The organism is Stenotrophomonas sp. FR024, assembly GCF_047500745.2.
GTDB classification, from domain to species: Bacteria; Pseudomonadota; Gammaproteobacteria; order Xanthomonadales; family Xanthomonadaceae; genus Stenotrophomonas; species Stenotrophomonas maltophilia_A.
Genome location: NZ_JAXAXM020000007.1, coordinates 110,212 through 123,967 on the forward strand (window position 1 = coordinate 110,212; position 13,756 = coordinate 123,967).

General features: G+C 65.1%; 12 protein-coding genes. 9 read left to right on the top strand and 3 right to left on the bottom strand.

Annotation, left to right across the window (positions count from 1 at the left end):
- Positions 1–35 precede the first annotated feature (35 nt).
- Positions 36–1,814 carry a monovalent cation:proton antiporter-2 (CPA2) family protein gene (locus ACMZ91_RS10040; protein ID WP_134951290.1) on the bottom strand — a complete coding sequence of 593 codons (1,779 nt, stop codon included), beginning with the start codon at positions 1,812–1,814 and terminating at the stop codon, positions 36–38.
- Between the two features lie 341 nt (positions 1,815–2,155).
- Here ACMZ91_RS10040 and mgtE point away from each other — a divergent pair, with 341 nt between their 5' ends.
- The 8 genes from mgtE to ACMZ91_RS10080 all read left to right on the top strand — a co-directional run bounded on the left by mgtE (position 2,156) and on the right by ACMZ91_RS10080 (position 10,501).
- Entirely contained in the window at positions 2,156–3,526 is a 1,371-nt protein-coding gene (gene mgtE / locus ACMZ91_RS10045) for a magnesium transporter (protein ID WP_059035874.1), read from the top strand.
- A 167-nt stretch (positions 3,527–3,693) separates the two neighbouring features.
- Entirely contained in the window at positions 3,694–6,414 is a 2,721-nt protein-coding gene (locus tag ACMZ91_RS10050; RefSeq protein ID WP_414577638.1) for a bifunctional acetate--CoA ligase family protein/GNAT family N-acetyltransferase, read from the top strand.
- A 706-nt stretch (positions 6,415–7,120) separates the two neighbouring features.
- Positions 7,121–7,498 (top strand): hypothetical protein, encoded by a 378-nt coding sequence (locus ACMZ91_RS10055; RefSeq protein WP_414577640.1) that lies wholly within the window; start codon positions 7,121–7,123, stop codon positions 7,496–7,498.
- Positions 7,499–7,877: 379 nt separating this feature from the next.
- Positions 7,878–8,057 carry a transposase gene (locus ACMZ91_RS10060; RefSeq protein WP_229301259.1) on the top strand — a complete coding sequence of 60 codons (180 nt, stop codon included), beginning with the start codon at positions 7,878–7,880 and terminating at the stop codon, positions 8,055–8,057.
- A gap of 109 nt (positions 8,058–8,166) precedes the next feature.
- The gene (locus ACMZ91_RS10065) at positions 8,167–8,343 is read left to right on the top strand and encodes a hypothetical protein (RefSeq protein WP_414577642.1); all 177 of its coding nucleotides are present in this window, start codon (positions 8,167–8,169) and stop codon (positions 8,341–8,343) included.
- A 51-nt stretch (positions 8,344–8,394) separates the two neighbouring features.
- A complete protein-coding gene (locus ACMZ91_RS10070) occupies positions 8,395–8,583 on the top strand; it encodes a Blp family class II bacteriocin (RefSeq protein WP_495497661.1) in 189 nt (62 codons plus the stop codon).
- Positions 8,584–8,982: 399 nt separating this feature from the next.
- On the top strand, positions 8,983–9,666 hold the full coding sequence (locus ACMZ91_RS10075; RefSeq protein ID WP_414577646.1) for a cysteine peptidase family C39 domain-containing protein: 684 nt from the start codon (positions 8,983–8,985) through the stop codon (positions 9,664–9,666).
- A gap of 127 nt (positions 9,667–9,793) precedes the next feature.
- A complete protein-coding gene (locus ACMZ91_RS10080; RefSeq protein WP_414577648.1) occupies positions 9,794–10,501 on the top strand; it encodes an alpha/beta fold hydrolase in 708 nt (235 codons plus the stop codon).
- A gap of 113 nt (positions 10,502–10,614) precedes the next feature.
- Here the strand turns inward: ACMZ91_RS10080 and dkgB are convergent, their stop codons facing one another.
- Both dkgB and ACMZ91_RS10090 read right to left on the bottom strand, forming a co-directional pair.
- Positions 10,615–11,424 carry a 2,5-didehydrogluconate reductase DkgB gene (gene dkgB / locus ACMZ91_RS10085; RefSeq protein WP_032129158.1) on the bottom strand — a complete coding sequence of 270 codons (810 nt, stop codon included), beginning with the start codon at positions 11,422–11,424 and terminating at the stop codon, positions 10,615–10,617.
- Positions 11,425–11,512: 88 nt separating this feature from the next.
- Positions 11,513–12,727 carry an MFS transporter gene (locus ACMZ91_RS10090; RefSeq protein ID WP_049424175.1) on the bottom strand — a complete coding sequence of 405 codons (1,215 nt, stop codon included), beginning with the start codon at positions 12,725–12,727 and terminating at the stop codon, positions 11,513–11,515.
- A 107-nt stretch (positions 12,728–12,834) separates the two neighbouring features.
- On the opposite strand from ACMZ91_RS10090, the gene ACMZ91_RS10095 reads away from it, so the two are divergent.
- Positions 12,835–13,737 (top strand): LysR family transcriptional regulator, encoded by a 903-nt coding sequence (locus ACMZ91_RS10095; RefSeq protein WP_049462124.1) that lies wholly within the window; start codon positions 12,835–12,837, stop codon positions 13,735–13,737.
- Positions 13,738–13,756: the final 19 nt, after the last annotated feature.

Here is a 13,756-nt window from a genome sequence, read left to right on the forward strand (position 1 = left end):
AATCTGTGGTGGGTGCCGACCGTTGGTCGGCACGCCTACTTGCCGTCGCTTTCCGCGTCGGCCTCGAACAGGTGCATCAGGTCGTTGCGTGCATCGCGCGAGGTCTGGATCACTGCCGCCTCGTCGTCGTACACCAGGTACTGGTCGCGCAGCAGCTGCTCGTCGTGCTCACGGAAGCGCTGCACGTGGCGTTCGGCCACTTCAGGTGCAACACCCAATGCAGTCAGCACGCGCCCGCTCATTTCCAGGCTGGTGCCGAACACTTCGCGGAACGGCTCGGCCGACATGTCCATCAGGCGCCACGCATGCTGGCGGTTGCGTGCACGCGCCAGCACCTTCGCGTCCGGGTACAGCCGGCGCACCATGCGCACTGCACGCAGGTTGGTCTCCGGGTCGTCCACGGTGATCACGAACACATCGATGTGCTCGCCGCCGGCCGCGCGCAGCATCTCCGGCCGGGTCGGGTCGCCGTAGTACAGCTGGTTGCCGAAGCGGCGCAGGTCGGCCACGGTATCGGGGTTCGCTTCCAGCGCCACGAACGGCACCTTCTGCGCGGTCAGCAGGCGTGCGATGACCTGGCCGAAGCGGCCCATGCCGGCAATCAGCACCTTCGGCCGGTTGTCCGGCGCCACCTTGTCGGCCTCGGCTGCCTCGCGCGGCGTTACCTTCTCCTGGCCGAGCAGCTTGAGCAGCGCGATCATCAGCAGTGGCGTGATCGCCATCGACAGGCCGACGATCGCCACCAGGCGGTCATGGTTGGCGTTGCCCAGCAGGTGCGCGCGCTGCGCTTCGTTGAACACCACGAAGGCGAACTCGCCGCCCAGCCACAGCACGCTGCCCAGTAGCAGCGAGTGCCGTGAACTGAGCTTTGCGATGCGCCCGATCACGTACAGCAGGCTGAATTTGACCACCAGCAGGATCGCCACGCCGGCGGCGATCAGCCACGGCTCGGCAACGATGCGGTCGAGGTCGATGCCCATGCCCACCGCAATGAAGAACAGGCCCAGCAGCAGCCCCTTGAACGGCTCGATCTGCGCTTCCAGTTCGTGCCGGAACTCCGAATCGGACAGCAGCACGCCGGCCAGGAACGCGCCCAGGCTGGGGCTGAGGCCGGCCTCCTGCATGAACCAGGCGGTGCCCAGCACCACCAGCAGTGCGGTCGCGGTGAATACTTCCGGGCTGCGGGTACGCGCGATGATGCCGAACACCTTGCGCAGCACCGGTCGCCCGCACAGGATCACCACCGCCAGCGCGCCGAGGGCCACGGCGGCGTCTTCCCAGCGCAGGGTCTCGTTCTTTACCCCGCCCAGCAGCGGGATGGCCGCCAGCAGCGGAATCGCGATCAGGTCCTGGAACAGCAGGATGGCGAACCCGAGCCGGCCATGGTCGCTGTTGATCGCCTTGTGTTCTGACAGCAGCTGCAGGCCGACCGCGGTGGACGACAGCGCCAGTGCCACGCCCACCACCAGTGCGCTCTTCCATTGGAAATGGTCGAGCAGCAACAGGCCGCCCAGCACCAGCCCGGACAGCGCCACCTGTGCCGCACCGGCACCAAACACCGAGCGCCGCATCACCTTCAGGCGGGCCGGTGACAGTTCCAGACCGATCACGAACAGCAGCATCACCACGCCGATCTCGGCGGCGCCGAGGATGCGGTCGGCGTCCTGCACGAAGCCCAGCCCGTCCGGGCCCAGCACCACGCCGGCCGCCAGGTAGCCCAGCACCGCGCCGAAGCCGAACTTCTTGAACACCGGCACGGCGATGACCGCCGCCAGCAGCAGCACCAGGGCCAGTTCCAGACCACCGCTATGCATGGGAATACCTGGTCATCGGGGAAGCCCGCAGTGCGTCCGTTCGGGTGGGGGAAGGGGAGGCGAGTGCCACCGCGTCATTATGCGCGCCGGCCTGTGTATGCACGAGAACAACTCGCCGGCCGTCGGCGCGGGGTGGCCGGGTTGACCTGCATGGCCCACGGGTCCAGACTGCCCGCCGCTGGCGGCGCGTCCGTCGGCATACGCATCCCGGAGTCCCCAACCCATGTCCAGCGACAGTAGAAGTCGACCTCGTTCGACGCCAGCGATGGCCACCGCCTGACATCGGGACGGTTTGCCTGCGTTGGCGTTGCGCGAGGTCGCACCCCCACAAGGCAAAACCGATGAACCAGAAGCAATTGCTGCGCCCGGTGGCCGATGCCGCCGCACTGGCCGCACCGCTGGCGAACTACAACACCGCCGACGCGGTGGAATTCCTCAATACGCTGGAACTGACCCGCGCCGCGGAAACGCTGGCTGCGCTGCCGTTGCCGCGTGCGGTGAAGATGCTCGAAGCACCGGAGCTGCACCGCAGTGGCGAACTGGTGGCCGCGCTGCCGCCGGCGCGGGCTGCGGCGCTGCTGGGGCTGATGGCCGACGACCGTGCCACCGACATCGTCCACGAGCTGGACGAAGAAGAACGCGCGCGGCTGATCCCGCTGCTGGGCACCGACGCCCGCCAGGCCATCCAGAAGCTGCTCAGCTACCCACCGAACACTGCCGGTGCGCTGATGACCACCGAGTACGTGGCGGTGCCTGCCAGCTGGACGGTGGCGCAGACCCTGCAGCACATCCGCCAGGTCGAGCGCACCCGCGAGACGGTGTACGCGATCTACGTGCTGGAGCCGGCCAGCCAGCAGCTGCAGCAGGTAGTGACCATGCGCCGGCTGATCACCGGCCTGCCCGAGGAATCGATCCTGGACGTGGCCCAGGTCAATCCGCCGGTGACGGTGGATGCGCTGATGGACCAGGAGGAAGTGGCGCGGCTGATCCGCCGCCACGATCTGCTGGCGATTCCGGTGGTCGACGCGCAGCAGCAGATGCTTGGCATCGTCACCGTCGACGACGTGCTCGATGCGCTGATCGAAGAGTCCACCGAAGATGCGCACAAGTTCGGCGGCATGGAGGCACTGGACAAGCCGTACATGCAGATCGGCTTCTTCGAGATGCTGCGCAAGCGCGCCGGCTGGTTGAGCGTGCTGTTCCTGGGTGAGATGCTGACCGCCAGCGCGATGCAGCACTACGAGGACGAACTGGCACGCGCGGTGGTACTGACCCTGTTCATCCCGCTGATCATGAGCTCGGGCGGCAACTCCGGCTCGCAGGCCACCTCGCTGCTGATCCGCAGCCTGGCACTGCGCGAACTGCGCCTGCGTGACTGGTGGAAGGTGGCCCTGCGCGAAGTGCCCACCGGCATGGTGCTGGGCGCGATTCTCGGCTGCCTGGCCATCGTGCGCATCGTGATCTGGCAGCTGGGCGGCCTGCACGACTACGGCGAGCACTGGATCCTGCTGGCGATCACCATCGGCGCCGCGCTGGTCGGCATCGTCACCTTCGGTTCGCTGTCCGGCTCGATGCTGCCCTTCATCCTGAAACGGCTCGGCTTCGACCCGGCCAGCGCTTCGGCGCCGTTCGTGGCCACCCTGGTGGACGTGACCGGACTGGTGATCTATTTCAGCATCGCCGCGATGATCCTGCACGGCACACTGTTGTAAACCGGGGTCGGTTAAGGGGTCGGATCCCTTCGCGCAGCGAAGGGCTCTGACCCCTGAAGCACCGTGCCCCGGTAGTTGCCGACCTTGGTCGGCACGCAAGGGTCAGATCCCTTTCCTGGGGAAAGGGACCTGACCCCATCGCCATGGAATTTGGTTACCGTAGGCGCATGAGTACCTACCACCTGCAGTCTGTGTTCCGTCCGCAGTCGGTCGCGGTGATCGGCGGCAGCCAGCGCGAGCGTTCGGCCGGTCGCGCGGTGATGCGCAACCTGCGTGGCACCGGCTTCCCCGGCAAGGTGGCCTGGATCAACCCGCGGCATGCCGAGATCGATGGCATCCGCACGGTCAAGCGGTTGAAGGACCTGGACTGGGTGCCGGACCTGGTGGTGATCACTGCACCGGCGGCGATCGTGCCGCAGGTGGTGCGCACCGCCGCCGAACGTGGCGTGCAGGCCGCGATCATCCTCACCGCACACCTGGGCGAAGGCCCGGGCTCGTTGTCGGAACAGGTGGAAACGGTGGCGCGCAAGCACGGCCTGCGCATCCTTGGCCCGCACTGCCTGGGCGTGATCGCACCGCATGCGCGGCTCAATGCCAGCATCGCCGCGCACTTCCCGCAGGCCGGTGACCTCGCGCTGATCTCCGAATCCTCGGCGATTGCGGCGGCGCTGGTGGAATGGGGTGTGGCGCGCTCGGTCGGCTTCTCCGCCGTGGTCTCGCTGGGCGACACGATGGACGTCGACTTCGGCGACCTGCTCGACTACTTCGCCACCGACTACCGCACCCGCGCCATCCTGCTCTACGTCGAGCAGATCAAGGATGCGCGCAAGTTCATGTCGGCCGCGCGTGCCGCCGCGCGTGCCAAGCCGGTGGTGGTGGTGAAGTCCGGCCGTGCCGAGCGCGTGCAGCCGGGCAGCCGCGATACCCATGTGCAGGCCCTGGCCCGCGCCGATGATGTGTACGGTGCTGCCTTCAACCGCGCCGGCCTGCTGCGCGTGGGGGCGCTGGACGAGCTGTTCACCGCCGCCGAGTCGCTGGGACGGCTGGGGACGTTCCCCGGTCGACGCCTGGCCATCCTCAGCAACGGTGGCGGCGTTGGCCGCCTTGCGGTGGACCAGCTGATCGCATTGCGTGGCACGCTGGCCAACCTGTCCGACAGCACGGTGGAGAAGCTTGACGCGGTGCTGCCGCAGGGCTGGTCGCGCAGCAATCCGGTCGACATCGTGGTCGACGCCGATGGTGAGCGCTATGCCGCGGCCATCGAAGCGCTGCTGGCCGACAACGAGAATGATGCGGTGATGGTCGTCAACGTACCGACCGCATTCACGTCATCGGCGGACGCGGCGCAGGCGCTCACCCGCACACTCGGCCTGCGCCCGCGCCATCACCGCGACAAGCCGGTATTCGCGGTGTGGCTGGGCAACGACGACCAGGCCACGGCCACGCTCAACGCGGCACGCGTCCCGACCTACCCGACCGAGGCCGAAGCCGTACGTGGCTTCCAGCATCTGGTGCGCTATCGCGAAGCGCAGAACGCGTTGATGGAAACGCCGCCCAGCCTGCCGCAGGATTTCAGTGTCGACACGGCCGCCGCGCGCGCACTGGTCGATGCCGCCCTGGCCAACGGCCAGCAGTGGCTGGACCCGCTGGCCACCCATGAACTGCTCAAGGCCTATGGCATTCCGTCCGCGCCGGTGATGCATGCGCGCGATGCGCACGAAGCGATGGACCTGGCGCAGCCGCTGCTGGAACGCGGTGCCACGGTCGCACTGAAGATCCTGTCGCCGGACATTCCGCACAAGTCGGAAGTGGATGGCGTGCGCCTGAACCTGTCCACGCTGCCGGCGGTGCAGAGCGCGGCCAACGCGATCCTGTCGCGCGCACGCCAGCTGCGGCCGGATGCACGCATCGATGGCCTGCTGGTGCAGCCGACCATCGTCCGCCCGAAGGCGCGCGAACTGATCGTCGGCATCGCCGATGACGCGACGTTCGGCCCGGTGATCGTGGTCGGTCGCGGCGGCACTGCCGTCGAAGTGATCAACGACAAGGCACTGGCGCTGCCGCCGCTGGACCTGCGCCTGGCCCATGAGTTGATCGGCCAGACCCGCGCCTCGCGCATCCTCAAGGCTTACGGTGACGTGCCGGCGGCTGACGAGCGCGCACTGGCACTGGCGCTGGTGAAGCTGGCACAACTGGCTGCCGATATCCCCGAAGTGCGCACGCTGGACATCAACCCGCTGCTGGTCGACGGCAAGGGCATCCTCGCCCTCGATGCCCGCGTAGCGGTGGCGCCGTCGCGCATCCTGCACAAGGGCCGCGGCCATCCGCGTTTCTCGGTGTTCCCGTACCCGAAGGAGTGGGAGCGCACCATCGAGCTGTCCGATGGCGGCCGTGCCTTCGTGCGCCCGGTGCGGCCGGAGGACGACGCACTGTTCCGTGCGTTCTTCGCCCGCGTCAGTGACGAGGACCTGCGCCTGCGTTTCTTCCAGTCGGTGAAGCACTTCAGCCACGAGTTCATCGCGCGCCTGACCCAGCTCGATTACGCACGCTCGATCGCGCTGGTGGCGATCGAACCGCGCAGCGGCGAAATGCTCGGCGCGGTACGCCTGCACGCCGATGCCGATTACCACCGTGGCGAGTACGGCATCCTGATCCGTTCGGACTTGAAGGGCCACGGCATCGGCTGGCGGTTGATGGCGATCATGATCGAGTACGCCAAGTGGCTGGGCCTGGACGTGGTCGAAGGCCAAGTGCTGCGCGAGAACAGCACCATGCTGGCGATGTGCCAGAGCCTGGGCTTCAAGACGAAGCTGGACCCGGATGACCCGACGGTGATGATGGTGACCCTGCCGGTGCAGCAGGTAGAGGTGCCGCAAACTCCGATGTAGAACCGAGGCTACGCTCGACTGTTCCAGAGGCAGCCGAGCATGGGCTTGTATGTTCCTTGTATGTTCCTCCCAGCGCCTACGCGGTATGTAGGAGCCGGGGTGGAGGGACTGACGAGCATGGATCTGCGGATATGGGCCGACAGACGAGCCGAGCGATCTCCATCCCGCATTCGCAGGGAGTTGCTCAGAACACCCCCAACATCAGGTATTCATTACGAGTCTTGGGGTGAAGTCGAATTCTCAGTTGGATAGAACAAAGACGATGGCTACATTGGTGTCGCAAATGCCTATTTGATCGCTGTGGAAAGTCACGCTACGGTTTAGTACGCGCTAGGGTGATACGCCTGCCAACAGCGCTCGGAGACGGGATGTCGGATTCGTTGCTTAGACACCCAGTCTTGGATGCAAAGCGAAGCAGCTGGTTGGGGGGGCATTATGCTCTCCCAATCCCAGGGGCTTTTGGCGTTCCCTCTGTTTGCCGCACTCTCGGTGCTGACTGTCGCTAATTGACCATTCTTGAAGTTGAGAGCGTCGACGGTGCAGCTGTGCCGGTCGTCGTTGGGATTGGAACTGCGTTTGGTAAAGGTTTTGTCGCTGGTGTGCTATTGCTGGTGCTGGTTATGCGGGCGATCAGCTCGATCGGATGGCTTGGTAAATAATTGGCCGGATCGCGGTGATTTCGCCCTGCGATCCCTTGAGGGTTGATGTGAAGATTACTGATGGATTTGATGGGCGACATGGCAAGTTCTATTTTATTTCCCTGGTAGCGATGGCGTCTGCCTCAGCGCTGATGCTGGTGGCAGCGCTGAGGGGTGCTGAGCCTTTGCAGGTTCCTCAGGTGGTCGGGGTTTTCGTTGCCGCTTTCTCGCTGCTGTGTTCGACGGCAAGTTACCTATCAATAAAGAAAGTTAAGTGCTCGTTCCTGCTGCTTGGGGTTTCGGCTGTTGTATTTTCTGCAGCTCTATGGTCGTTTGGTGCGCCTTTGTCTTTCGTGCTGCTTTTGGGGCTTCCAGCTCTGCTTTTGTCTTTCATTTCAGTTATTTTTAGGGATAAGGTCGATGTCCAGGTCGAGAGGGATGACTAGCGTTCTGTATTGCACTCTGGTGCTGGAAATCGAGCACTCAGCAACGATTGTTCAGGGCATCCCAAGCGATCGCCCGCCACGTGAAGAGGGAGAGCGATCGTCTGCGTGAATACGTACCGCGTACCGACGAGCAGCAACTGATGCACGATTTGCTGCACCAGCGGCGGGCGCTGGTGGAGGCACGCGCGCGCTCGTAGCAATCCTTCGGGGTAAGCGGAAGTGCCCCCTAGAGAGATGTCAGATCTGTCCCGCGCCCTGGCTGGGACGCTAGCCAGCTGGAAAGCACGCTGCGGCGCTTGAGTCGCGATGAAGAGCACTGCGCGTTCTACAGGCGCCTCCTGGTATCGGCTCCGCCGTCGTGGCTCACCTGATCTACTACATGACGCGCTGGCCGTTGGCTAACGCCGATGCATGGATCGGCCTGGATCCCCGGCCCAACGAGTCTGGCGGCAGAACTGGGCGGCGTCGGCTGTCCAAACAGGGCCCGTTGATGCTGCGCCAGATGCTCTACATGGCCGAATGGGCCTCAAGCGGTGTCGCTAGGGGCAACGCTCTATGATGAACTGTCAAAACGCGGTCACCCAGCACCACCATCTTCAACCTTCTGCATAGGAAGCTGGCCAGGATCCCATGCACACTGGACGTGTGCCAATTTCAGGAGATCGATTGTGCGTGAACTGACCATGGATGAAGTTGTCGAAGTCGAGGGTGAACGTGCGATGGGCGCCTTTCTCAACGGTGCCGGTGCAGGTGGTTTTGCCGGTGCACTCGTCGGCGGCCCGGCCGGGTCCGCTGCCGGTGCGCTCATCGGCGGTGGAATTGCCGTTGCGCTTTACCTGATGTAAGTACACCTTCTCTGAAACTCAAACAATCGTATTCAAATAGGGGGAATCATCATGCGTGAACTCAACAATGCCGAAGTTGCCAATGTCGATGGCGCGGGTGAAGGCGCTTCGAACGGCTTTGCCGGTGGTGCGGTCGCCGGTGCTGCAATCGGGTTCTTGGTGGGCGGCCCGGTGGGCGCGTTCGCCGGCGCCGTCAGTGGTGGCATTCACGGTGCGATCGTGGGTCACTACCTGATGTGATGGGTGTCGCGTAGGGGTGCTCGCGCGCCCCTGCGCGATCTGTTTGGAGCCATTGGTTTCGGAAAATGCTGGCACGAGGAGAGCAGATCATGAAGTTTCCGGGTATCGACGAAAAGACATTCGCCATCTGTGTGTGCTGCCTGGCCGTGGTCGCGGCATCTTCAGACCGCTGGATTTGGCCACTTCTGTGCGTTGGTGCGGTGGTGGTTGCCATCGCCAGATTCGCGGATGCAAGGCGCAAGCGGATTCAGAGAGAACACACATCGAATTGAACCCCTGTGCGGGGATGCATTCACGCCGCCCAGTTCATGCGGCGTGCTCAGTAAAGGCTATCGGCACCGATGATCGTGCCAAGGACTTCTGTTTCAAATTGACTGGGAGCTTGGGCTTGTCATCGGAATGAAAGCGATACTTCAGTCGGAGGCAACGGAGTGTGGGCTGGCGTCGATCGCGATGATCGCCGATTTCCACGGAAAGAGGATCGGCTTGAGCGAGATCCGCCGACGCTATCCGTTGTCGCTCAAGGGTGTCAAGTTGGGCCAGCTCATCCACATTGGCCAGCAACTGGGGTTGTCTTCGCGGCCCTTGCGGCTTGAGATGGAGCATCTTTCCCAGCTCAAACTGCCTTGTATCCTGCATTGGGATCTGAACCACTACGTGGTGCTGGCAAAGGTTGATGAACAGCGCATTGAGGAAGCTGCTCGAATGGCCGCGGTGCATGATGACATCGCGGGGATGGCGATGGGTTACCACGGTCTTATCGGCGACATGGGCAACTCGCTCTCAGGCGGTCAGAAGCAGCGAGTGATTCTGGCCCGCGCCCTCTACCGCCGGCCACGGATTCTGTTTCTAGATGAGGTCACCAGCCATCTTGATGTCATGCGCGAGCGCTTGGTCAACGAAGCCGTGCAGCGTATGGAGCTGACCAAGGTGATCGTGGCCCATAGGCCGGAAACCATAAACAGCGCCGACCGCGTGCTCGTGATGGAGCAGGGGCGGATCGTCCAAGAGGTGCGGCCCCAGCGTGGGGCGTCGACGGCGCCTGCTTCCGACGCCGAGGAATGCGCCACGGCATCGGTCTGACTGGCGTCCCACAGGGTATCCAGAAGCGGGCGCGGGTCCGGCGCGCCTGTTTCATCCGGGGCATGTCGCCGCGCTTGGCGCGGTCGCTGGCATGGCGCCGCCACCGCACCGGCGCGACAATACCCCCATGACCGACCGTATCCCCCTGCTGCTGCTGCCTGGCCTGCTCAACGACGCTGAGCTGTGGCGCTCACAGTTGGCTGATCTTGCCGACATCGCCGATTGCACGGTAGGCGACCAGACCCGCGGCGAAACCCTGCAGGGCGTGGCCGAGGACGTGCTGGCGCAGGCGCCGGAGCGCTTTGCGCTGGCAGGTTTCTCGCTCGGCGGCTTCGTCGCTCAGCAGATCCTGCGCATCGCGCCCGAGCGCGTGCTGAAGCTGGCGTTGATCGATACCTCGATCCATGCCGATTCACCGGAACGTGCCGAGCAGCGTCGCAGCCAACGTGCCAGCGTGCGCTTGCCGGGAAAATTCCACGGCTTCGGTGACGCGTTGATGCGCAGCTACATCGATGCCTCGCGGCTGGACGACTACGTGCTGGTGCAGCGTGTGCGCGACATGACCGCGCGGTTGGGCGCCGAAGTGTTCCTGCGCCAGAGCGCGCTGGAGCGCCGCGACGGCCATGACGTGCTGGCCGGCTACCGCGATCCGCTGCTGATCGTCTGCGGTGTGAACGACCGCATCACGCCGCTGGCGGTGAGCGAGGAGATGCACGCCCTGGTGCCGCACTCGCAGCTGGTGGTGGTGCCCGATTGCGGGCACCTGGCACCGATCGAAAAGCCGGACGAGGTCAGTGCGGCGATGCGTGGGTGGTTGCTGCAAGGCGAGGGATAGCTCTGCCTTTGGTAGGTGCCGACCTTGGTCGGCACGATGTGTCATCGACCGACCAGAGGCCAGTGCCGACCAAGGTCGGCACCTACGATTCCGATACGTAGCCCCAGTTGGGATCAATCCCAGGCCGGGGCAATCCCTTCCGGATTCGCGAGGCGATGGCCGCGATCCAGCTTGGCGATCTGCGCCATGTCTTCGTCGGTCAGGCGTACGGCCGCTGCTTCGAGGTTGGCTGCCAGGTTTTCGCGCTTGGTCGACGACGGAATGACCGAGAAGCCCTGCTGCAGCGCCCACGCCAGCGCAACCTGCGCCGGCGTAGCCTGGTGACGGCCGGCAATGGCCTGGATCACCGGGTCCTTCAGCACTTCGCCATAGGCCAGGCTCATGTAGGCGGTGATGTGGATGCCGTTGTCCTGCAGGAACTTCACCAGCAGGCGGTTCTGCAGGTACGGGTGGATCTCGATCTGGTTGGTGGCGATGGCTTCGGCGCCGAGGATCTCGATCGCCTTGCGGGTCTGCGCGATGGTGAAGTTGGAGATGCCGATCTCGCGGGTCAGCCCCTGCGCCTTGGCTTCGGCCAGTGCCGGCAGGTATTCCTCCATCGGCACATCGACCTTGTCATTCGGTGACGGCCAGTGGATCAGCGCCAGGTCGACGCGGTCGGTGCGCAGCTTCTCGAGGCTGGTACGCAGGCTGGCCAGCAGCGCATCGCGCTTGAACTCGGTGATCCACACCTTGGTGGTCAGGTACAGATCATCACGCGGCACGCCCGACTCGGCGATGGCCTGGCCGACTTCGGCTTCATTGCCGTAGATCTGCGCGGTATCGATGGCGCGGTAGCCGACCTCCAGTGCGTTGCGCACCGAGTCGATCACGGTCTGGTCTTTGAGGCGGAAGGTGCCGAGACCGAAAGCGGGGACAGTCATGGGAAGCTCCAACGGGGGGAAGGGAGTAGCAGAGGGAAGAGGTTAGGACAGGCACCGTATGCATGCCGGCAACGGTGCATTGCATGGATCAATGCGCGGTGGCGGCAATGCCGTCGGCGCGGTGGTCGACGCCATCGCGGCGGTCGAGGCGGCCACTGAGCACGGTCAGCGCGTAGGCCAGTACGACCACCAGCGCGCCCAGCCAGGGCGTATGCATCAGGCCGATGTGCTCCACCACCAGACCGCCCAGCGAGGCGCCCATGGCGATGCCGACGTTGAACGCGGCAATGTTCAGGCCCGATGCCACGTCGGTGGCCTGCGGTGCATAGCGCTGCGCCTGCTTGACCACGTAGACCTGCAGGCCGGGCACGTTGCCGAATGCCACCGCACCCAGCGCCAGCACCGTCAGCAGCATCAACCAGGTGTTGTAGGCAGTGAACGTGAGCACGAACAGCACCAATGCCAGCAGTCCGAAGATGCGCTTCAGCGCGGGCACCGGGCCCAAGCGGTCGGCCATGCGCCCGCCCCACAGGTTGCCGATCGCCACCGACACGCCGTACACCAGCAGCACCAGGCTCACGGCGTTGGCCGGAAGGCCGGTGACGTCCTGCAGGATCGGCGCCAGGTAGGTGAAGGCCAGGAAGGTGCCACCGTAGCCCAGCGCGGTCATCGCATAGACCAGCAGCAGGCGTGGCTGGCCGAGCACTGCCAGCTGCTGGCGGAGGCTGGCCGGCGCACTCTGCGGCAGGTTGCGCGGTACGAACAGCAGCGCGCCGATCAGGGCGACCACGCCGAGGCCGGCCACCGCCAGGAAGGTCGCGCGCCAGCCCAGATGCTGGCCGATGAAGGTGCCCAGCGGCACGCCGGTCACCAGCGCCACGGTCAGGCCGGTGAACATGATGGCGATCGCGCTGGCCGCCTTCTCCTTCGGCACCACGGCGGTGGCGATGATCGCGCCGATCGAGAAGAACACGCCGTGCGCCAGGCCGGTGAGGATGCGGGCGATGATCAGCGAGGTATAGCCGGGTGCCATCCAGGCGACGACATTGCCGAGCGTGAACAACACCATCAGCGCCACCAGCAGTTGCTTGCGCGGTACGCGTCCGGTCAGCGCAGTCAGCACCGGCGCACCGATGGCCACACCCAGCGCGTACAGCGAGACCAGCAGGCCGGCCGAGGGCAGGCTGACCTGCAGGTCGCCGGCGATGGTCGGGATCAGGCCGACGATGACGAATTCGGTGGTGCCGATGGCAAAGGCACCGAGGGTCAACGCCAGCAGGGCGAGGGGAATGCCACGGATCATGACAGGGTCCAGCAGGAGGAAGAGGCTGCGCAGTCTGCGCCGCCGACCTTTGCTGAAAAACCGGTCTTCACGCCAATCACTATTGCCGTGCAGTCAATAATAAGGGCATGAAGACCACTCTCGATGAAATGCAGGCGTTCCTTTCGGTGATCGACAGCGGTTCGATCAGTGCTGCCGCCGAGCAGCTGGGGCAGACGCCCTCGGGTGTGAGCCGCGCGCTGGGGCGGCTGGAGGACAAGCTGGGGATCACCCTGCTGACCCGCACCACCCGCCGCCTGCACCTGACTGCCGAGGGTGAGGCGTTCCTGCGCCATGCGCGCGCGATCATCGATGCGGTGGAATCGGCCGAGGAACAGATGGCGGCGCGCCGCGAGCGCCCGGCGGGGCGCCTGCGCGTGGATGCGGCGATGCCGTTCGTGCTGCACGTGATTGCGCCGCTGGTGGCCGGCTATCGCGCGCGTTACCCGGAAGTACAGCTGGAGTTGAACAGTTCCGACCGCTACATCGACCTGCTCGAACGGCGCACCGATCTGGCGATCCGGATCGGCCCGCTGGCCGACTCCACCCTGCATGCGCGGCTGCTGGGCCGCTGCCAGCTGCGGCTGGTGGCCAGCCCGGACTACCTGGCCAGGCACGGCGAACCGGCCAGCGTCGCCGCGCTGGGCCAGCACACGCTGGTCAGCTTCAACGAGCCGGAATCACTCAACCGTTGGCCGCTGCCCGGAGAGTCGGATGGGCTGCTGCTGGTGCGCCCGGATATTGCCGTATCCAGTGGCGAGACGCTGCGCCGGCTGGCGGTGGAAGGTGTGGGCATCACCTGCCTGTCTGACTTCGTCACCGATCGCGACCGCAGCGCCGGCACCCTGGTGCAGGTGCTGGCGGCGCAGACGCTGGATGTGTACCAGCCGATCCATGCGGTGTACTACCGCAACACCGCCGTGTCGTCGCGGATCAGCTCGTTCGTGGATTACCTGGCCGACGCGATGGCGCAGAGCGACTACGTGCGCTGAGGTTGCCGGCCAGCGGCCG

Coding starts and splice junctions, on each gene's coding strand:
- ACMZ91_RS10050 (WP_414577638.1), top strand. CDS start 3,694: ATGAGTACCTACCACCTGCAGTCTGTGTTCCGTCCGCAGTCGGTCGCG.
- ACMZ91_RS10060 (WP_229301259.1), top strand. CDS start 7,878: ATGACGCGCTGGCCGTTGGCTAACGCCGATGCATGGATCGGCCTGGAT.
- dkgB (WP_032129158.1), bottom strand. CDS start 11,424: ATGACTGTCCCCGCTTTCGGTCTCGGCACCTTCCGCCTCAAAGACCAG.
- ACMZ91_RS10080 (WP_414577648.1), top strand. CDS start 9,794: ATGACCGACCGTATCCCCCTGCTGCTGCTGCCTGGCCTGCTCAACGAC.
- ACMZ91_RS10095 (WP_049462124.1), top strand. CDS start 12,835: ATGAAGACCACTCTCGATGAAATGCAGGCGTTCCTTTCGGTGATCGAC.
- ACMZ91_RS10040 (WP_134951290.1), bottom strand. CDS start 1,814: ATGCATAGCGGTGGTCTGGAACTGGCCCTGGTGCTGCTGCTGGCGGCG.
- ACMZ91_RS10075 (WP_414577646.1), top strand. CDS start 8,983: ATGAAAGCGATACTTCAGTCGGAGGCAACGGAGTGTGGGCTGGCGTCG.
- ACMZ91_RS10070 (WP_495497661.1), top strand. CDS start 8,395: ATGCGTGAACTCAACAATGCCGAAGTTGCCAATGTCGATGGCGCGGGT.
- ACMZ91_RS10090 (WP_049424175.1), bottom strand. CDS start 12,727: ATGATCCGTGGCATTCCCCTCGCCCTGCTGGCGTTGACCCTCGGTGCC.
- mgtE (WP_059035874.1), top strand. CDS start 2,156: ATGAACCAGAAGCAATTGCTGCGCCCGGTGGCCGATGCCGCCGCACTG.